Source organism: Cobetia sp. AM6 (genome assembly GCF_009617955.1).
Taxonomy (GTDB): Bacteria; Pseudomonadota; Gammaproteobacteria; order Pseudomonadales; family Halomonadaceae; genus Cobetia; species Cobetia amphilecti.
In genome coordinates, this window is sequence record NZ_AP021868.1 from 628,005 (window position 1) to 647,850 (window position 19,846).

Sequence of the window (19,846 nt, forward strand, 5' to 3'; positions counted from 1 at the left end):
AATCCAGTAACGCTGCAGCAGTGAAAGCAGATGTCGTGTGTCGATGTGAGGAGTATAGCGTGAGCTTCTGTTTCACAAAATTACAATTTTTCACGTTTGGCACACGATGCGTATACGTAATGCACAAGAACGAAAAACGCCCCGGGCGCAGAGCGCTCCGGGGCGTAGATGGCCGTGGCAATTGCCCGTGATGACAAGGCAGTTACATACGGCAGTGGTGGGTCGCGGCTTATTCGGCCGGACGACCTACCAGTGAACGACGCTCTTCACGGGCTTCGGTCAAGGAGACCTTGATGATGTCGCCCAGTGAGTAACGCAGCTCGTCTTCGATGCGCACGCGGCCTTCCTTGTCATCGATCGCGACCTTCTTGCGATCGCTGTGGATCAGCGGTGCCGGAATGAAGACGCTGGCGCCATTCTCTTCCAGACGCACGCGCATGCCGCCACGACGGATGTCGATGATCTCGCCAGTGAAGATCTGCTGTTCTTCGGCGGCCTTGGTCAGGTAGCGCACGTAGAGCCAGTCCTTCACATCGCGCTCGGCCATGCGGTTGAGACGACGACGTTCGCTGAGGTGCTCGGTCAGCTGCTCGGTGGCTTCCGCCGGCACGTCCTGGCCGAGAATCACGCGCTTGATCAAGCGGTGGTTGACCATGTCGCCGTACTTGCGGATCGGCGAGGTCCAGGTCGCGTAGGCTTCCAGCCCCAGGCCGAAGTGCGGTCCCGGCTGAGCGGACATCACGGTGTAACCCTGGAAGCGACGCATGCGCACGTCCAGCCAGGTGTCTTCGCGGCTGTCCAGCTCCTGACGGATCAGGCGGTAGCCTTCCAGGCTGCCCAGCTGTTCCGGCGTGGCGGTGATGTTCTGACCAGCCAGGAACTCGATGGTGTCGTCGTACTTCTCCGGCGCGAAGCCCTGGTGCACGTTGAAGATACCGTGACCGATGTGCTTGGAGAGCAGACGTGCGCAGCTCAGGTTCGCGGTGATCATGGATTCTTCGATCATGCGATTGCTGATGCGGCGGTGGTCGGCACGTACGTTGAGCACGTTGCCTTCCTCATCCAGCTCGAACTCGAAGTCCGGACGCTCGCGGAAGACCTGGGAATTGCGTGCACGCCAGGCGATACGCGCCTGGGTGAAGGCTTCCAGCTGACGCAGACCTTCGGCCAGCTCTTCGGTTTCCGGCTTCCAGCTGCCTTCCTGGCCTTCGATCCAGTCGGAGACGTTGTCGTAGGTCAGGCGGTGGTGGGAGCGCATGGTGGCCGCGAAGAACTTCGGCTCGCCGATCACGCCATCGGTATCGATGTCGACGATGCACATCAGCGTCGGACGGTCTTCACCTTCCTTCAGCGAGCACAGGTCGTCGGCCAGGATTTCCGGCAGCATGGTGACGTTCTGGCTCGGCAGGTAGACGGTGAAGGAGCGCGTGCGCGCCTCTTCGTCGACACGGCTGCCTTCCGGCACGTAGGCGGTCGGGTCCGCGATGGCGATGCTCAGGGTCCAGCCGCCTTCCGGGCGCTCGACGATGTGCAGGGCGTCATCCATGTCACGCGTCTTCTCACCATCGATGGTGAAGAAGGGCACGTGGGTCATGTCTTCGCGAGTCAGGCCTTCCTCGAGCAGCGGCCAGTCAGTGCCGCCCTCCGGAGAGGCCTGTTCCAGCGCGTGACGCGCCAGGGTGACGCGCCACGGCACACGCGGGTTGTCCACGGTGGCGATGACTTCCTCTATCTGGGCGAAGAAGCTGCGGTCGTCCTTGCGCATCGGGTGACGCAGCAGACGTGCCACGACCCAGTCGCCATCATTGAGGGCTTCCTCATTGATGCCACGCTTCACGCGCGCTTTCATGCGCGTGTTGATGGAGGGATGATCCGGCATCACGTTCAGGCGGCCATCACGCTTGCCGACACGAGCGACGAAGCGATCGACACCCGTCTCAATCAGCACTTCCGGCTGTACGGACTTCTTCTCACCTTCCACCTTGACGGTCGCTTCGACGGTATCGCCGTGCAGTACCTGCTTCATGGCGGGTGGCGGCACGAAGTAAGACTCGCCGTCCTCGCATTCGAGGAAGCCGAAGCCCTTGTCGGTGCCTTTGATCACCCCCGTGACACGGGGAATTTCCTGGCGGATTTGATCTTTCAGCTGCGCCAGCAGCGAATTGTTCTGCAGCATTTCGGAAGTTCTGTTGGCGGGGTCAGTGGCTCACTATACGGACATGGAGCATGGGGGGAAAGCTACCAGATGGCCCAACGCCCGCGCGGGCTGCGCGCAGGCGTGGATGAGCGGCAGGTCAACCGCGGGCAAGCCTGGCGAAAGCGACCTGCCAGTGCGCTTTGCCACAGGCTCGGGCGCGCACTCAGTCGGCGGTCGACGTGGCGTTCAGCAGACCCGAAACCGGCGTATCACCGTCGAACAGGGTGAAGATGGGCGCCTTGCGATGACGGCCACCGATCTCGCGGGCCTTGATCAAGCCAAGCAGGAACTCGGCGACATTGGCGCGTGAGACCTGCATCTCGTCGGAGTCATCGGCATTCTGGGTCAGCTTGCCGCTGCCGCTCTCGTTGGTGAGACGGCCGGGCTTGACGATGACGTGACGCAGGCCACTCTCGGCCAGGCACAGGTCGGCCGCCTTCTTGGCCGCGAAGTAGGGGCGCATCGCCGCCGGACCGGCCAGCGGTGTCTCGGAGCGGATCGAGCTGACCTGGATCACGCGCGACAGCCCGAATTCGGCGGCCAGCTCCGCGGTGCGCATCGCACCGTGCAGGTCGATGGTCAGTGTCTTGTCCGGGCCGGTATTCGGGCCGGAGCCCGCGACGAACACCGCCTGATCGCAGCCATAGAAGGCCTGGCGCATCTCGCCTTCCAGATCGCCCAGTACCGTCGGGATGCTGCGTTCATGGAACCAGCTCTGCTGCTCGGTCGAGCGGATCATCGCGACGACGGGTTCGCCGGCGGCCTGAGCCTTCTCGCAGAGTTGACGACCGATCTTGCCGTTGGCACCGATGATGAGCGTCTTGCGCATGCTGTCTGCTCCTTCGCGAATCAAATGGCGAGGCGGCTGGCGAGTGACCTTCCCACTCACAACCACGCCCCTCCTGGTACAGCAAGGTCTGCGGGCTGAGCCTTGAGACTTCAAGGGGACTGCTGTTCGATGGCGGGCATTACGCGGCGACTCGCTCGCGGGATGAAGTCTGCGATGGACAAGCATTAAAGGCGGCTGTCATCTCTGTCTGTGGCACGGGAGCCTTGCTAGGATGGCGCTGCCAGGCACGACTCCCTCAAGATTGCGCCAACGACAAGGATGCCCGATGAGCCGCATAGCCCACCCCGACACTGATGATCACAGCGACACCGCCGCATGGCACGGCGCCGCCTTCCCCTCCGAGAGCGCGATCCGGGTCGGGCTGATCGGTTATGGCATGGCGGTGCGCACCTTCCATGCGCCCTTGATCGAGGCCACGGACGGGCTGGCGCTGGTGGCGCTGTCCACCTCGCGGCCCGAGGTCGTCAGGGCCGAGCGCCCACAGCTGGAGGTGGAGGCCACCCCGGAGGCCTTGCTTGCGCGTGACGACATCGACCTGATCATCATCGCGACGCCCAACGAGACTCACGCCCCGCTGGCCTCTGCGGCGCTGGCAGCAGGCAAGCATGTGGTCGTCGACAAGCCCTTCACGGTGACGCTTGAAGAAGGCGAGGCCCTGACCCGCCAGGCCGAGCAGGCCGGACGGGTGCTGGCGGTATTTCACAATCGGCGCTTCGATGCCGACTTCCTGACGCTGGCGGAATTGATCAACGACGGCACGCTGGGGCGCATCGCGCATCTGGAATCCCACTTCGACCGCTTCCGCCCGACGGTGCCTAACCGCTGGCGTGAGCAGGCACTGCCCGGCAGCGGCCTGTGGTATGACCTCGGCCCGCACCTGCTGGATCAGGCGCTGTGCCTGTTTGGTGAACCGAGCGCCATCCAGCTCACGCGTCGCGCCCAGCGCGAGGGCGCGGTGACCGATGATTTCTTCCACGCCGTGCTCGATTACGCCCACCACCCAAGGCACCCCGGTCTGGTGGTGGAGCTGCACGCCAGTGCACTGACGGCGGCGCCGACGGCACGCTTCGCCGCGCACGGTACTCGTGGCAGCTACGTGGTATTCGGGCTCGACCCTCAGGAGGATTGCCTCAAGGCCGGTGACTGGCCCTCGCGTGACCCGCAGGAGCGCCAGACGCGCCAGTGGGGGCGGGATGCGCGTCCTGGAATGTTGACCGTGCTGGAGGCCGACCCGGACGGCGCCGAAGGCGAGCAGGTGCTGGTGGGCGGCACCCATCAGGGTCGCGATGGCGACTATCCTGCCTGGTATGCGGGGCTGCGCGACTGCATTCGCGGTCAGGGCGACAATCCGACCTCGCCCCATGAGGCGCTGCGCGTGATGAAGTGGCTGGAGGCCGGCATCGCCAGCGAAGGCTGAAACCATCGAAGGCTGAAACTATCGAAGGTGAGATGACTCACGAAAGACGCGCGCCCTGAAGGCCCGAATGGCCAGCTATCAGAGGCGCGCGTCTTGTTTTCGAGGCAGTGGCAGGGGAGGTCGCGGCCTGCTCAGTTCGCGTCGTCCTCGCCCTTGTCGGCCTTGCGCATGCGCGAGAACAGCTCCGCGCGCAGCTCACCGATGCGTGGTACCTCCTCGGCATGGAAGGGGATGGGGCGCAGCAGGCGCATGGCGCGCAGGCCGAGACGTGCGTTCATCAGGCCGCTGCCCAGCCCCTGACCGGCCTTGGTGGAGAGCCGGCCGGCCAGATTCATCGACAGCAGGTCCATGCTGGCCTCGGCGGCCAGTTCGCTGGCACCGGCGAAGGCCATCGAGGCCAGCACCTCCTTGAACAGCCGCAGGCGGCTGGCATAGCCCAGCTCCAGCCCGTAGAGGCGCGACAGGCGCTCCATCATGCGCAGCCCGCGCCAGGCCACCAGACTCATGTCGACCCAGGTCAGCGGCGAGACCGCCACCATCACCGCCGTCTCGCCACTCATGCGCGAGATCAGACGCCGCGCCTCACGGTCCCGCGGCCCCAGCACGTGGAAGGCGAACAGCTCGCGGCGCTCCGACGGGGAGTGATGCGCTTCACAGGCGGCGCGCCAGGCGCGCACGCCGGCATCATCATCGCCGAGCTTCATCTGGCGACGCAGCTGTTCGAGCAGGTCTTCCTGCTGGCTGTCGGCTTTGCCGTCTGCCTTGCCCGCGTCCTCGTCAGGCGTGGCCAGCGCATCACCGCGCTGGCCAAACCCCTTTTGACCAAAGCTCTCTTGGCCAAAGTCATCCTGCTGATGTTCTTCCAGCTCGGCGCGCAGCGCGACGTGCTTGCGCAGGTGACGCAGCCTGAAGAGCTCCTTGCCCAGCGCGCGGGCGCCAAGCCCGATGGCACCAAGGCCCAGCAGGCCCCAGGCACCGGCGATCAGATCACCGCCTATGGCCGCCTGATAGAGCGCATGACCGGCCTCGACACCCCCGAGGGTCAGGGTGCCGAGCAGCAGCCATTTGAGGCCGCGATGACGTGGCCGGGCGCTCAGCGTCGCATCCAGTCCCGGCGTGGCGGGCTCCGGTTCGGCTGCCGCCAGGGGCTGGCTTTCCATCTCCGGGGAGAAGTGACGTGCGCCGCGCAGGGCCTCTGCCGCGCTCTCTGACGCGCTCTCGGTGGGACGCTCGGCATAGGTGGTCGAGGCGTCATCGGCCTGCGCCGAGTCGGGGCTCGTGAAGCGTTTGCCCGGGCGCGGATGGCGGGATTCGGTGGTCATTTCAGGTGGTCTCCCAGCAGCCAGTCGAGCACGGCGTCCATGCGAATGTGAGGTGGCGCATTGCCGTCGATCTTCGGCGGCGCGAAGTGGGGGAAGTCGAAGCGGCTTTCGGCCCAGAAATTCGGGTCGGGCAGCCGTGAGGGCACCTCGCCCGGGAACAGCAGCACGGACTCGCGGCCGGCGCCTTGCGTGTCCGAGTCGCCCGCTCCCTCGTGCTCAGCGAGCAGTTGTCCCGCCAGCGCCGGATGACGCTGACCATTCTCGACCACCTCGCGCGCCTCGCTGGCGCGGATGGCGGCGATGGTGAAGGCCTTGAGTGGCACATCGCGATAGCGCAGGCGCTTGAGCGGGTCCGCCAGCAGCTGTTCGAGCAGGTCACGCATCGCGCCATGCTGCTCTGGCGTGACGTGGTCGGCCTTGGTGGCGGCGATGGCCAGGCGGTCGATGCGGCGGTCCATCAGGCGCGCCAGCAGATGACGGCGGCCATAGGCGAAGCTGTCGAACAGCTTGTCCAGCGCACGGCTCAGGTCGCGGAATGGCGCCGGGCCGGCATTCAGCGCGCCCAGCACGTCGATCAGCACGATCTGGCGGTCAAAGCGCCGGAAGTGGTCGTGATAGAAGGGGCGCACCACGCGGCGGCGATAGTGATCGAAGCGGCGTGCGAGGGTGCGATACAGGCTGGCTTCCGGCAGGGCGGCCAGCGCGTCGGGTGTCCAGTCACCGAGTCCCGGCAGCGGGAAGAACTGCAGCACCGGCGCTTCGTCCAGCTCGCCAGGCAGCAGGAAACGGCCCGGTGTCAGGTCGACGAAGCCACCCTTGCGGCGCGCGGCGTGCAGATAGTCGGTATAGAGGCTCGCGATCTCGGCGAGGCGGTCTTCATCCACCTCACTGTCCGGTGTCAGGCCCTCGATGGTTGCCATCCAGTCATGCGCCCAGTCGCCACGCCCGTCGGCTAGCTGGGTCTCGCACTCGCTGCTCCAGCCACTGAAGTCCTGCTCCAGCATCGGCAGGTCCAGCAGCCATTCGCCGGGATAGTCGATCAGGTCCAGCGTCAGGGTGGCGCGTTGGCTGTCGAGCATGCGCGCGGCACGCGAGGTGGGGCGAAAGCCGATCTTGAGGCGCAGCTCGCTGATGCTGCGGGTCGGTGTCGGCCATTCGGAGCCGTGGGGTGAATGCTGGCCGGACAGCGAGCGCAAGCCGGCTTCCAGCGGAAAACGCGGGATGGAGAGGTCCGGCTGACTGACACGTTCCGCGCCGAGCAGGCGGCCATCGCGTGCAGCAGGCAGCAGTTCCAGACGCGCACCGAGTCCGGCATGGCGCAGCTGCTCGATCAGCGAGACGAGAAAGGCGGTCTTGCCGGCACCGGACAGGCCCGTGACGGCGAGCCGCAGCTGGCGGTCGAGACCGCGCTCCAGCAGGTCATGTGCTTCGCGGCCCACATCGCGGGCAAGCTGGCGGGCGTTGCGGGTCATGGTGTTGAACATCAGGCATTCCCTGTCAGTGGGGGCGAGGCGGCGGCGCGACGTGATGGCGTCCTGGCAGCTGATGATGAGCTGGGTGATGGCCGGCACTTGTCAGCGTGCGCCGCACGGCTCGCCATCATCCCTCTATCTGCGGGCGATCGGCGCGCAAGGCAAGCTGACGCCACGCCAGCAGGGCGATGGGCAGCAGGCAGGCGGGGATCAGCAGCAGGTTGAGCAGCGCCCAGCCCAGCGTACTGACCAGGGGCCCGGCCAGCAGCGCCGTGACCGCCCCGGTGGTGAAGACGAGGAACTCGTTGGCGGCCTGGGTGCGGGCCTTCTCGTTGGGGCGATGGCAGTGGGTCAGCAGCGTGGTGGCGGGCAGGAAGGTGAAGTTCCAGCCGATGCCGAGCAGGATGAGACCGAGGAAGAACCCCTGGGTTCCCGTCAGGTAGTCGGCGGCCAGCAGCTGTGCGGTGGCAAGGCTTGCCAGCAGAAAGCCGCAGCCGGTCACGATCATGGTGCCCGCCCCGAAGCGGGCGACCAGCCGCCCGGTGAAGAAGGACGGCAGGAACATGGCGACCACGTGCCATTGAATGGTGGTGGCGACGTGATCGAAGCCGTGTCCGGCATGGGCCATGGCCAGCGGTGTGGCCGTCATCGCCAGATTCATCACCCCGTAGCCGACCATCGCGCTGAGCACGGCCAGCAAGAAGGTCGGTTGACGCAGGATCACGCCCAATGGGCGTGCCGGCGCCGCTGCATCATGGTCGGCTGACTGGGCGTTGCCTTCGCGGGGCAGGCGGATGAAGGCCAGCAGCAACAGCGCCAGCAGATAGAGCGCCCCCAGCCCGATGAAGCTGCCCAGGAAGGGCGTGTCGGCCAATGCATGACTGGTGCGTGCAAGCCAGGGCCCGAAGAAGGCCGCCAGCACGCCACCGCCCATCACCAGCCCGATGGCGCGCTCACGTTGCTCCTCCGGGGCGGCTTCCATCGCGGCGAAGCGATACAGCTGGCCGAAGCCGATACCGATGCCCACCAGCCAGGTGGCAAGCAGGAACAGTCCGAAATGCTGCAGATGCAGCGCCAGCACGGCCAGCCCCGCGCCAGCCAACCCGCACAGATTGCCGAGCACGAAGCCGCGCCGCCGCCCGAGACGGGCGGTGATCAACGAGGCGGGAATGGTGGCGCACATCAGGCCCAGCCACTGGGTGGCGACCGGCGCGGTCGACCAGCTGCTCGAGGCCAGCTGGGCACCGATCAGCGGTGAGACCGCGATCAGCAGGATGTTGCCGCTGACCAGCAAGGCCTGACACAGCGACAGCAGCGTGACGGCCAGCGGCAGGCGTGCCCGGTCGGCAGCGGGAGAAGAGAGTGGCATGAAGGCGCAGCTCCGTCGGATGTCGGCGCCCGGCGCGCCTGACCTGATTATGCCTGTGCTCCGCTCAGGCGTTCCAACTCCATGCCTAGAATTGCGCTCTCGGTGAGCCTAGTCTCCCGCCCATTCCCGCAGGCTGCCCTGGCGCACGCGACGAATGGCGTGTGACAGCTCGCCCTGCTCGGCAAGACGCTGGATGACCGTAGGCAGCGCAGCGCGGACTTGCGCGGCTGACATGCCGGGGGAAAGTTCCGGGGCATACAGCATCTTGAGCAGTACGTAATCCAGCGGGCTCAGCCAGGTATCCACCGTGACGTCACTGAAGACGGAGGGGAAGACTTTATCCGAATCATTGGGCAGCCCCATCAACTGGGCGCTCTCCTCGACGACGCAGTCCACCAGGCGCGCCTTCTGGCGGGCATAGTCCGCGGGAATCAGGATCAGGCCGCTGGCGATGGCGTGATCCGGCCCGGTCTTGAACAGCGTCAGGCACACGCCTTCACGCAGTGCCTTGCGCATGCCCGGGGTGGCGGCCTGCTGCTTGCCGACGTAGGCGGTGGCCTCGCGCGTCATGTGGTCTCGGGCGATGAAGGCGATGCGCAGGTTGGCCTCTCTGGCGGTGGACACGAAACTCAGCGGCTGGCCGGTGATGGCGGCCAGATGACGAAACTGGACCTCGCTCATCTGGCGCTGCATGCGCGAATTGCCCAGCTGCGAATCGACCCGCACCTTGATGGGCGCCTGCCAGCGCACCAGCGAGGCGCTGCTGCCGGGTTGGTATTCACGCTTGAGCGCCACTTCCATGAAGCTGTCCGTCAGCACAGCGGCCCGCTGCCAGCGCTCGGCGGCCTGGCTCGGGCTGACTGTGGCCAGACTGGACAGCAGCAGGGCGATGCCCAGCACCTTGAGCGCCCAAGGCGCCCTGAGCGAGGAAAAGAAAGGAGCCCTCAGCGAAGAGGAGAAAGAAGCCCTCAGCGAAGAGGAGAACAGCCCCGTGAGCTGGCGATGGGGTAAGCAGGGCATGGGCGACCTCTTCAGGGAACATGCAGTCCAGCATGCCTGAAATGCACACGCCCCGCGTGTCCGAGAGGGCAACGCGGGGCGTGATACTCAATTGATGACGATTTGTCGTTTTGAAGCGGCGACTTTCAGGCGTCAGATGAAGGCCAGATAGATGGCGATCACCAGCACGACCAGCAGCAGCGCGCAGACCTTGGCGCCTTTCCAGGGCGTCATGTCGATGGCGCCGACATCCTGCTGGATCCACGGCTCGTCACGCGGCGCCAGCTTGCCGATGATCAGCATCATCGCGATCAGCAGCACGAACACCAGACCGACGAAGTGGAACTCGTGGATCACGTCGAGCACGCCGGAGAAGGCCGGCACGAAGTAGACCACCCCGATCACGCTGCAACCGATCAGCAGCGCCAGGTTGGCGGCGATGGTCGGCACGCGACGCGTCAGCAGCCCCATCAGCACCACGGCGAAGATCGGGATGAAGTAGATGGCATTCATCTTCTGCAGGTAACCGAACAGGCTTTCCTGACCGGCCAGCAGCGGCGCGAGGGTCATGGAGGCGATCGCCAGCACCCAGCCGAAGCCCTTGGAGACCTTGACCACTTCCTCGTCGCTGGCCTCACGACGCAGATGCGCCTTGTAGATGCCGGTGGAGAACAGCGTGGTGGTGGCGTTCAGCGCCGAGTTGAAGGACGACAGGATCGCGCCGACCATCGCGGCGGCGAAGAAGCCGGTCAGCGGTGCGGGCAGCACATCGAAGACCAGCTGGCCGTAGGCGCTGTCGGCCTTGACGCCGGAAGAGGCGTAGAGGTGATAGGCGATGATGCCGGGAATCACCAGATACAGCGGGCCCAGCAGCTTGAGGGCACCGGTCAGCAGTACGCCTTTCTGGCCCTCGGCGAGGGTCTTGGCGGCGAAGGTGCGCTGGATGATCTGCTGGTTGGTACACCAGTAGAAGAAGTTGATGATCATCACGCCGGTGAACAGGGTCGAGAAGGGCACCGACTGGTCTTCACCGCCCATGGAGTTGAATTTCTCCGGATTGGCGGCGGTCAGCGTGTCCCAGCCGGCCATCACGCCCTGGCCATCACTGACGGCGTCGAGGCCGAAATAGACGATCAGCATGCCGCCGATCAACAGGCCCACGCCGTTCAAGGTGTCGGAGATGGCGATGGAGCGCATGCCGCCGAACAGGGCATAGATGGCGCCGATGATGCCGACCACCCAGATGGTCATCCACAGCAGCGCATTGGGTGAGCTGATGCCGGTCAGCGAGGGCAGATCCAGCATGCCCTGCAGGCCGATGGCACCGGAGTAGAGGATGATCGGCAGCAGGATCACCGCGTAGGCGAACAGGAAGATCAGGTTGGTGATCAGCTCGGTGCTGCGGCCATAGCGCAGGGCCAGCAGCTCGGGCAGGGTGGTGATGCCACTCTTGAGGAAGCGTGGCAGGAAGAACATCGCCATTACCACCATGGCCAGTACCGCCATGACTTCCCAGGCCATCACCGACAGGCCATCGGTGAAGGCGGCGCCATTCAGGCCGACCATCTGCTCGGTGGACAGGTTGGTCATCAACAGGGAACCCGCGATCAGCGGGAAGGTCAGGCTGCGTCCGGCGAGGAAATAACCGGTGGAATGCGAGGTGTCATCGCGGTGTGTCCACCACCAGGTCAAGGCAGCGACCAGGCCGGTAAAGAACACGAAAGAAACAAGTGTCAGGGCATGCATGGGGGAGGATTCCTTTAGGCGTGCGGCGGCGAATCATGAGGCGGTGGGCAGGTGGCCCGGGTGGCGATTCGACGCCGATCCAGCCGTGGCGATGCAATGCACACAGCAAGCTGTGTCATCGTCCGTGAAGAGACTCACCGGTAACATTCACGGCAAGACTGGCGCTAGTGTAGGTATCTCCCGCTTTCTCGCTATCCGCCATTTGTAGAATATACGTAGGTTTTGAGGTGCAGCTGGCGTCGACTGATCGTTGAGAATGAACAGGCGGTCATTGCTTCTCAGTCTCTGGTATCAGGTCTTGATCGCAGTGTCGTAAAAAGACGCATGTCGCGGCTTTCACCACGCATTGCGGGTCATCTTTGATGCTCTATCAGAGACGCCAGCGCCCCGCCATCGGTGAAGATGGCGGGGCGCTGGCGTACTCATTTCATACGCTCATGTCGTGCACTCATGTCGTGAGGTCATGGCGATGACGATGACATGTGGCGTGCGAACGCGCTGGGCGAGTGGGGCGATCAGCCGGCGAAGGCCAGATAGATCGCCATCACCAGTACCAGCAGAATGATGCTGGCGATACGCGTGCCGGCCCAGGGGGTCATGTCGATGGCACCGACGTCCTGCTGGATCCAGGGTTCGGCGCGCGGTGACAGCTTGCCGATCACCAGCATCATGGCGATCAACAGCACCAGCACGATGGCGATGAAGTGGAAGTTGTGCACCCGATCGACCAGCTCGGAAAGCGTCGGCACGAAGTAGAACAGGCCGATGACCGCGCAGCCGAGCACCAGCGCCAGGTTGGCGGCGATGGCCGGCACGCGCTTGGACATCAGTCCCACCACGATCACCGCCAGCAGCGGGATGTAGTAGATGGAGTTCACCTTCTGCACGTAGACGAACAGGCTTTCCTGGGTCGCCAGCAGCGGCGCGATGGCCATCGCGGCGGCGGCCATGATCCAGCCGGCCCACTTGGAGGCCTTGACCACCTCTTCATCGCTGGCCTGCGGCTTGAGGCGTGCCTTGTAGACATCGAGGCTGAACAGGGTGGCGGTGGAGTTGAGCGCCGAGTTGAAGGACGACAGGATCGCGCCGACCATCGCCGCGGCGAAGAAGCCGGTCAGTGGGGCGGGCAGCACATCGAAGACCAGCCGGCCATAGGCGGCGTCGGCCTTGATGCCGTCACCAGCGTAGAGCTGGAAGGCGATGATGCCCGGCAGCACCAGATACAGCGGGCCCAGCAGCTTGAGGGCACCGGTCAGCAGCACGCCCTTCTGGCCCTCGGCGAGGGTCTTGGCGGCGAAGGTGCGCTGGATGATCTGCTGGTTGGTGCACCAGTAGAACATGTTGAGCAGCAGCACCCCGGTGAACAGGGTCGAGACCGGCACTGACTGGTCATCCCCGCCCAGCGAATTGAGCTTCTCCGGGTGGGTCTCCTTGAGCGTCTCCCAGCCGGCGAGAATGCCATTGCCGTCACCGACACGGTCCAGCCCGAAGTAGACGATGATCATGCCGCCGATCAGCAGGCCGATGCCGTTCAGGGTGTCGGAGATGGCGATGGAGCGCAGCCCACCGAAGAGGGCATAGATGGCACCGGCGATGCCGACGGCGATCACGGTGCCAGTCAGCAGCACCATCTGCGAGTCGATGCCGGTCAGGGCGCGCAGGTCGAGCACGCCCATCAGGCCGAGGGCGCCGGAGTAGAGAATGCTGGGCAGCAGAATGATGGCGTAGGCCAGCATGAAGATCAGGTTGGCCAGCAGCTGGGTGGTGCGATCGAAACGCAGTGCCAGCAGTTCCGGCAGGGTGGTGATGCCGCTCTTGAGGAAGCGTGGCAGGAAGAACATGGCCATCGCGACCAGCGAGACCACGGCCACCACTTCCCAGGCCATCACGGAAAGGCCATCGGTGAAGGCGGCGCCGTTGAGGCCCACCATCTGCTCGGTGGACAGATTGGTCATCAGCAGGGAGCCTGCGATGATCGGGAAGGTCAGACTGCGCCCGGCGAGGAAATAGCCGGTGGAATGTTGATGGTCGTCACGACGGGTCAGCCACCAGGTGATCACGGCGACCAGCCCCGTGAAGAACACGAAGGAGCTCAGGGTGAGGGCGTTCATGGCATTATCCTTGTTGAACAACAGGGCTCGGAGGCCTGCTTGCTCAGCTGCCCATCGTCTGCAGACCATGCCTCACCGTTGGCGCGCGGTACCACGAGACACGCTGTCAGCGACCGACATCTAGCGTGCCGATCAGTGTCAAAGAAATGCCTGACCCTCACCATTGACAATTTGTCTGACATTTTTCTGCAATTGTCTGATTCGTGCAGACATAGCCTGCCAGCGGCTGTCGACCTGTCGCCATGACCAGAACGCCCCGCCTCTTGCGTGTCGATCGACAGCAGGAGGCGGGGCGTTGTCGTTGTCAGAAGCTGGTATCGGAAGTCGGTTTCAGAAGCCGATAGTCAGCAGCGAGTGCCACATGCCGACATCAGAAGCGAGTGCCAGAAACAGGCACCGCTGTCAGGCGCTGGCGTCGGCGGGGGTCAGCACCTGCTGGTAGAGCGAGGCACCGTGGATGTCCTTCAGCGTCACGGTCAGCGCTTCGCTCTCGGGGTCGAGATCCACCTGGCCGAAGAACTGGAAGCCCTCGCTGGGCGACATGTTGGCCCTCCCCTCAGGCGGTGCCTTCACGAATTCGAGTCTCGGCCCGAAGGTGTTGTCCAGCTCACCGGGACCGAAGGTGCCGGCGTGGATCGGGCCGCTGACGAATTCCCAGAACGGCGTGAAGTCCTTGAAGACGGCGCGCTCGGGCGAGTAGTGGTGCGCGGCGGTGTAGTGCACATCGGCGGTCAGCCAGACCAGATTCTGGATGTCGTGATCGCGCACGAACTTGAGCAGCTCGGCAATCTCCTGCTCGCGCCCCAGCGCCTCGCCATCGCCGTTGGCGCCGTTCTCGAAGTTGTCGCCGTCACGCACCAGCAGCCCGATCGGCATGTCGGAGGCGATGACCTTCCAGGTGGCGGTGCTGGCCTTGAGCGACTGCTTGAGCCATGCCAGCTGATCGCGCCCCAGGAAGTCGGTCTGTGGCCCACGCCCCGTCTGGCGGTTGGCGGAATTGGCGCCGCGGAAGCTGCGCATGTCGAGCATGAACAACTCGAGCCCCGGCCCGAAGCTGAAGTTGCGGTGGATGCGCTCCGGCGCGGCTGGGCCGGTGCGCAGCGGCATGTTCTCGAGGAAGGCGCGACGCGCATTGGCGGACAGCACGTCGAGATTCTTCTCGGTGTAGCGATCATCCTCGAGAATCTCGCCCGGGTACCAGTTGTTGGTGGTCTCGTGGTCGTCCCACTGGGCGAACATCGGCACTTCGGCATTGAAGCGGCGCAGGTTCTCGTCCATCAGGTTGTAGGCGTACTGGCCACGATACTCATCCAGCGTTTCTGCCACCTTGGACTTGGCGGGCGTGACGATATTGCGCCACAGGCTGCCGTCGTGCTGGGTGACGCTCTCCTCGAGCGGGCCATCGGCATAGATGGTATCGCCGGAGTGCAGGAAGAAGTCCGGCTTGACCTGACGCATGGTCTCGTAGAGGCGCAGGCCACCGAAGTCCGGGTTGATGCCCCAGCCCTGACCGACGGTGTCACCGGACCACACGAAACGCAGTGCACGCGGTGCCTGCACGCTCGGCGGCAACACCAGGCGACCGGCAGTGGCCTCGCTGATGGCGCGGTGGTCATCCAGCGCCGCGTAGCGCACCCGGTAGAAGACCTCGCCGCTGGCGTTGGCGCGAGTGCCGATGCGGGTCAGGTCAAGCTTGCTGGTCAGGCCGTCCGTCGGCAGGGCCACCGGGCCACGCATCTGGAAGGCGCCGCGCATCTCGGGATTGTCGGCCAGTTCGATCAGCATGCGTGCCGGCTTGTCGCTCTGGCTCCACAGCATGGCGCGGCTGGCGGTCACGTCGCCGCTCATCACGCCGGAGGGCATGCGTGGGCGCCGTCCTTCGGCCATCACGATCGCGGGAGCGCCGAGCAGGCCCGTGGTCGCCAGCAGCCCGACCCCGGCACCTTGCAGGCCACGCCCCAGCAGTTGGCGGCGGTCCATCCGTGACGGGGCGCCGGCGGGGGTGACTGTCGCAGCACCATTGCCGGCTGGCGCAGCGCTTGGCGAAGCGGGGGATGTAGGGGTGGTTTGAGCGGCGTGGGACTTGCGAGAGGAACGCAAAGGCAGCAGATCAGACAGACGGCGGGACATGACGGGCTTCCTTGTAACGGTCTGGCGTCAGGTTGAGATAGAGAGTGGCAACATAAGTGGCAACACAAGTGACATCAGGGCACCAGCCAGCGCGGGGCATGCCGCAAAGGCTGACAGCGCTGATGGGAGAGGCTACTTTCCACGCTCAAGATGAAGATCCGGTGTCAGAACCATGATCGCCCCGCGCCGCTCAGGCCCGGCACTCGCAGTGAAAGATGTTGCGATCAGCCAGGCCTGTCGCGCGGCTTTCTTCCCGACTCCACGCAAGGACACCCTCAATGCCCCCCTCAATGCCCCCCTCAAACCCCTCGGAATCCGCGCAACCTGACGCCGCCAGGCTGATCGCGGACAGCCATCCCCAGGCACGGCAGGTGCTCGATTACTGGTTCACTCAGCTGACGCCCAAGGACTGGTTTCGCAAGAGCGATGCCCTCGATGGCCAGCTGCGTGAGCGATTCGCCGCGCGGCTTGAGCAGGCGCTCGCCTGTGAGCTGTGGGAGTGGCGAGCAAGTGTCGGTGGGCGGCTGGCGGAAATCCTGCTGCTGGACCAGTTCGCGCGCAATATCCATCGCGATACTCCGCGCGCCTTCAGTGGCGACAACCTGGCACTCGCGCTCTCCCAGCAGGCCGTCGCGCTGGGCGACCTGGACCGCCTTCCGCTGGCCTGGCAGCCCTTCGCGATCATGCCGTGGATGCACAGCGAATCGTTGCGCATCCATGAACATGCCGAACAATTGTTCGCACGCCCCGGTCTCGAGCACACCTTGCGCTACGAGCATCTGCATGCGGACATCGTGCGTAGATTCGGCCGCTATCCGCATCGCAATGCGATTCTCGGTCGCGAGTCCACGCCGGAAGAGATCGCCTTCCTGGGCCAGCCCGGCTCCTCATTCTGACAAATGAAAAATCCCCCCTTTTAATTGTGTGACGTCGTCTCCAAGACTTGTACAGCGGCGCCAAGCGCCTGTACATCAGCAAGGAAGGAGACAGCAGATGGGTATCATTCTTGGGTTGATCATCGGTGGTCTGGCCGGCTGGATCGCAGGCAACATTATGCGCGGCGGCAGCTTCGGCATTCTTGGCAACATCGTCGTCGGTGTCGTTGGCGGCCTGTTGGGCAGCGTCATCTTCAAGCTGCTGGGGCTGGCCTCCACCGGCATCATCGGCTCGCTGGTCGTCTCGGTCGTGGGGGCGGTGGTGTTGCTGTGGATCGTCTCGAAGGTCAAGTCCAAGGCCTGACGGCGCGGTATCGAGCCCCGTCAGGCGGTTGTCAGCAAGTGCAAGCAGCAAGTGCAGTCGTCAACAGCAAGTGAAGTCCCTCGCGGGTGTCTGGATGGATTCGATGTAGACACCCGCCGCAGCAACGCCTCTTGTCACCCGGGGCACCTGACTGCCCGGTGATCTATCACGGCGCCGAGAGGTGCCTTGTTCGAGAAGTGCTTTGACCACAAGTGCTTGGACAAGAAGTACGCCGGCAAGAGGCGGCAAGGCCGAATCATCCTTCAGCGCCACACTAGTGGCGCGTTGCGGATCTAGCGAAAACAGGAGCGTTTGAGCATGGCGAGCAATGAGCACGATTCAGCACCTTCTTCCCAGTCGAATGCCGACAGCGCGAAGTGCCCCTATCACGAGGGCCAGAATCGCTCGGCGGAGGGAGAGAACCCCTATACCCATCCCAACCGCAATGGGCCTCACGACACCAAGCCCAATGCCGGTGATGGCCATGCCAAGGACGAGGCGCTGCAGACCTATCGCGCCGACGCCGAAGGGCATGACCTGCGCACCAACCAGGGGCTGCGCATCGCGGACAACCACAACTCGCTGAAGGCGGGGGAACGCGGTCCGACCCTGATGGAAGATTTCATCTTCCGCGAGAAGATGAACCACTTCGACAATGAACGAATTCCTGAGCGTATCGTTCACGCGCGTGGCGCGGCCGCGCACGGGTATTTTCAGGCTTACGACAATGCCGCCAGGTATTCCAAGGCCGGCGTGTTCAGCGACCCGTCCAAGAAGACGCCGGTGTTCGTGCGCTTCTCGACCGTGCAGGGCTCGCGTGGCTCCAACGACACGGTACGTGACGTGCGTGGCTTCGCGACCAAGTTCTACACCGATGACGGCAACTGGGATCTGGTCGGCAATGACATCCCGGTGTTCTTCATCCAGGACGCGATGAAGTTTCCTGACTTCGTGCACGCCGTGAAGCCGGAGCCGCACAACGAGATTCCCCAGGGCCAGTCAGCCCACGATACCTTCTGGGACTTCGTGTCACTGATGCCGGAAACCACTCACACCGTGCTGTGGACCATGTCGGACCGCGCCTTCCCGCGCCATTACCGCAACATGGAAGGCTTCGGTGTGCATACCTTCCGTCTGATCGACCGTGAAGGCGTGTCGCGCTTCGTCAAGTTCCACTGGAAGCCGGTGGCCGGTACCTGCTCGCTGATCTGGGATGAAGCCCAGAAGCTGTGGGGACGTGACCCGGACTTCAACCGCCGCATGATGTGGGATGACATCAAGAGCGGTGCGCCGCTGGAGTGGGAGCTGGGCATCCAGGTGGTCGAGGAGAAGGACGAGCACAGCTTCGACTTCGACATTCTCGACCCCACCAAGTTGATCCCCGAATCGCTGGTGCCGGTGGTGCCGATCGGCAAGATGGTGCTGGACCGCAATCCGGACAACTACTTCGCCGAGACCGAGCAGGTCGCCTTCAATCCGGCCAACATCGTGCCGGGGATCGACTTCTCCAATGACCCGCTGCTGCAGGGGCGTCTGTTCTCCTATCTGGATACCCAGATGCTGCGTCTTGGTGGGCCGAACTTCCACGAGATTCCCATCAACCAGCCGGTGTGCCCGTTCCACAACAACCAGCGCGATGCCCAGCATCGTCAGACCATCAACACGGGGCAGGCGTCCTACGAGCCGAACTCCATCGATGGTGGCTGGCCGGCCGAGACACCGCCGTCCCAGGACGCCCATGGCGGTTTCGAGCCGTATCATGAGCGCATCGAGGCGCACAAGGTACGTGCGCGCAGCGCCTCCTTCGGGGATCACTATTCCCAGGCCACCCTGTTCTGGAACAGCCAGACTGACGTGGAGAAGGAGCACATTATCGCGGCCTACACCTTCGAGCTTTCCAAGGTCGAGCGTCCGTGGATCCGTGAGCGGGTGATCACCGAGATCCTGCCCAATATCGATCTGGAGCTGGCACGTCGCGTCGGTGAGAATCACGGCATCGAGACACCGACCAGCAAGCCCGCGCCGGACGGTGAACTGGGCACCAGCCAGGTCGACAGCGACCCGGCACTGAGCCTGATGACGCGCCTGCCGGACTCCATCGCCACCCGCAAGGTCGCGATCCTGGCCGCCGATGGCGTCGCCATGGAAGATGTTCGCTCGATCAAGGAACAGCTGGCCGCCGAGGGTGCCGAAGGGCTGTTGATCGCCCCGAGCATGGCGCCGATCAAGGCCGGAGACGGCACCATGCTGTCGCCGGATGCGATGCTCAATGGCTTGCCGTCCGTGACGGTGGATGCCGTCGTCGTCGCTGGCGGCGTGGGCAGCGTCGAGGCGCTGAGCGGCTCGGGCCTGGGACTCTATTATGTCCAGGAAGCCTACAAGCACCTGAAGCCCATCGTGGCGATCTGCGAAGGCAAGGAGCTGCTGGCCGCCGCCCGCGTGCCGGTCGAGGAGGGCGTCATCCTGGTGGATGATGTGCTCGCCGCCAGCCTGCCGCTGCGTGATGCCCTGATGGCTCACCGTGTATGGTCGCGTGATGCGCGTGCCAACCAGATGCCGGCATGAGGCGCTGACGCCCCACAAGGTATGATGTGACCCATATAGCCCCCTGACCTGCGAAGGTCAGGGGGCTTTTTCATGGTCATGATGCGGTCATTTCCGGACGTGAAGATGTGATGGCGGAGAAAGGTGAAAACAGGGTTGGTGACACCTCCGGGTTGAGAGCCGTCCTGCGGTTCTCGCCGCTGAGGGTGGCTGATAGGCTCAGTGATAGAGGCTGATTATCGAAGGCATGCTGGTAATTGATTATCGCTAGAAGCACCAGGTGCGTAAGGTAAGCAGGCATCAAGGGGCCACAAGCCAGCACATGCCGGGCAGGCATTGGCCCCGACCCGATTCGACAATGGGCTGCAGGCCTTCACATCAAGCAGCGCATGAAAATGTGACATCAGCAGCATCTGGCCTTGCCAGTCGAGTTTGATAGCGCTTTTTTCT

At 64.3% G+C, this 19,846-nt stretch carries 13 protein-coding genes; 4 read left to right on the top strand and 9 right to left on the bottom strand.

The window, feature by feature from the left end; genetic code table 11:
- Positions 1-229: 229 nt before the first annotated feature.
- Positions 230-2,176 (bottom strand): exoribonuclease II, encoded by a 1,947-nt coding sequence (locus CLAM6_RS02725; RefSeq protein ID WP_153635098.1) that lies wholly within the window; start codon positions 2,174-2,176, stop codon positions 230-232.
- A gap of 184 nt (positions 2,177-2,360) precedes the next feature.
- Entirely contained in the window at positions 2,361-3,026 is a 666-nt protein-coding gene (locus tag CLAM6_RS02730; RefSeq protein WP_153635099.1) for an NAD(P)-binding oxidoreductase, read from the bottom strand.
- A 286-nt stretch (positions 3,027-3,312) separates the two neighbouring features.
- Here CLAM6_RS02730 and CLAM6_RS02735 point away from each other — a divergent pair, with 286 nt between their 5' ends.
- Positions 3,313-4,464 (top strand): oxidoreductase, encoded by a 1,152-nt coding sequence (locus tag CLAM6_RS02735; RefSeq protein WP_153635100.1) that lies wholly within the window; start codon positions 3,313-3,315, stop codon positions 4,462-4,464.
- Positions 4,465-4,595: 131 nt separating this feature from the next.
- Here CLAM6_RS02735 and CLAM6_RS02740 read toward each other — a convergent pair whose 3' ends face one another.
- From CLAM6_RS02740 to CLAM6_RS02770, 7 genes are all read right to left on the bottom strand, one after another.
- A complete protein-coding gene (locus CLAM6_RS02740; RefSeq protein WP_153635101.1) occupies positions 4,596-5,786 on the bottom strand; it encodes a TIGR01620 family protein in 1,191 nt (396 codons plus the stop codon).
- Positions 5,783-7,270: a YcjX family protein gene (locus CLAM6_RS02745; protein WP_242007729.1), complete on the bottom strand. Its 1,488-nt coding sequence runs from the start codon at positions 7,268-7,270 to the stop codon at positions 5,783-5,785. The genes CLAM6_RS02740 and CLAM6_RS02745 overlap by 4 nt, the downstream gene beginning before the upstream one ends.
- Before the next feature lie 115 nt (positions 7,271-7,385).
- Complete coding sequence (locus CLAM6_RS02750; RefSeq protein WP_153636762.1) at positions 7,386-8,591, bottom strand: MFS transporter; 1,206 nt, start codon at positions 8,589-8,591, stop codon at positions 7,386-7,388.
- A gap of 144 nt (positions 8,592-8,735) precedes the next feature.
- Positions 8,736-9,527 (bottom strand): DUF2927 domain-containing protein, encoded by a 792-nt coding sequence (locus tag CLAM6_RS02755; protein ID WP_172978612.1) that lies wholly within the window; start codon positions 9,525-9,527, stop codon positions 8,736-8,738.
- Between the two features lie 252 nt (positions 9,528-9,779).
- The gene (locus tag CLAM6_RS02760) at positions 9,780-11,372 is read right to left on the bottom strand and encodes a solute:sodium symporter family transporter (protein ID WP_153635103.1); all 1,593 of its coding nucleotides are present in this window, start codon (positions 11,370-11,372) and stop codon (positions 9,780-9,782) included.
- Between the two features lie 515 nt (positions 11,373-11,887).
- On the bottom strand, positions 11,888-13,483 hold the full coding sequence (locus CLAM6_RS02765; RefSeq protein ID WP_043333990.1) for a solute:sodium symporter family transporter: 1,596 nt from the start codon (positions 13,481-13,483) through the stop codon (positions 11,888-11,890).
- A gap of 402 nt (positions 13,484-13,885) precedes the next feature.
- Entirely contained in the window at positions 13,886-15,613 is a 1,728-nt protein-coding gene (locus CLAM6_RS02770; RefSeq protein ID WP_172978613.1) for an alkaline phosphatase D family protein, read from the bottom strand.
- A gap of 290 nt (positions 15,614-15,903) precedes the next feature.
- Between CLAM6_RS02770 and CLAM6_RS02775 the strand changes: the two genes are divergently transcribed.
- The 3 genes from CLAM6_RS02775 to katE all read left to right on the top strand — a co-directional run bounded on the left by CLAM6_RS02775 (position 15,904) and on the right by katE (position 19,417).
- Positions 15,904-16,509 carry a DUF924 family protein gene (locus CLAM6_RS02775; protein WP_153635104.1) on the top strand — a complete coding sequence of 202 codons (606 nt, stop codon included), beginning with the start codon at positions 15,904-15,906 and terminating at the stop codon, positions 16,507-16,509.
- Between the two features lie 97 nt (positions 16,510-16,606).
- The gene (locus CLAM6_RS02780; protein WP_043333988.1) at positions 16,607-16,852 is read left to right on the top strand and encodes a GlsB/YeaQ/YmgE family stress response membrane protein; all 246 of its coding nucleotides are present in this window, start codon (positions 16,607-16,609) and stop codon (positions 16,850-16,852) included.
- 318 nt (positions 16,853-17,170) lie between these two features.
- Entirely contained in the window at positions 17,171-19,417 is a 2,247-nt protein-coding gene (katE, locus tag CLAM6_RS02785; protein ID WP_153635105.1) for a catalase HPII, read from the top strand.
- The last annotated feature ends 429 nt before the right edge of the window (positions 19,418-19,846 follow it).

What these genes read in the sequence shown, in the direction of transcription:
- CLAM6_RS02725 (WP_153635098.1), bottom strand. Translation starts at nt 2,176, where the DNA reads ATGCTGCAGAACAATTCGCTGCTGGCGCAGCTGAAAGATCAAATCCGC.
- CLAM6_RS02730 (WP_153635099.1), bottom strand. Translation starts at nt 3,026, where the DNA reads ATGCGCAAGACGCTCATCATCGGTGCCAACGGCAAGATCGGTCGTCAA.
- CLAM6_RS02735 (WP_153635100.1), top strand. Translation starts at nt 3,313, where the DNA reads ATGAGCCGCATAGCCCACCCCGACACTGATGATCACAGCGACACCGCC.
- CLAM6_RS02740 (WP_153635101.1), bottom strand. Translation starts at nt 5,786, where the DNA reads ATGACCACCGAATCCCGCCATCCGCGCCCGGGCAAACGCTTCACGAGC.
- CLAM6_RS02745 (WP_242007729.1), bottom strand. Translation starts at nt 7,270, where the DNA reads ATGTTCAACACCATGACCCGCAACGCCCGCCAGCTTGCCCGCGATGTG.
- CLAM6_RS02760 (WP_153635103.1), bottom strand. Translation starts at nt 11,372, where the DNA reads ATGCATGCCCTGACACTTGTTTCTTTCGTGTTCTTTACCGGCCTGGTC.
- CLAM6_RS02765 (WP_043333990.1), bottom strand. Translation starts at nt 13,483, where the DNA reads ATGAACGCCCTCACCCTGAGCTCCTTCGTGTTCTTCACGGGGCTGGTC.
- CLAM6_RS02770 (WP_172978613.1), bottom strand. Translation starts at nt 15,613, where the DNA reads ATGTCCCGCCGTCTGTCTGATCTGCTGCCTTTGCGTTCCTCTCGCAAG.
- CLAM6_RS02775 (WP_153635104.1), top strand. Translation starts at nt 15,904, where the DNA reads ATGCCCCCCTCAAACCCCTCGGAATCCGCGCAACCTGACGCCGCCAGG.
- CLAM6_RS02780 (WP_043333988.1), top strand. Translation starts at nt 16,607, where the DNA reads ATGGGTATCATTCTTGGGTTGATCATCGGTGGTCTGGCCGGCTGGATC.
- katE (WP_153635105.1), top strand. Translation starts at nt 17,171, where the DNA reads ATGGCGAGCAATGAGCACGATTCAGCACCTTCTTCCCAGTCGAATGCC.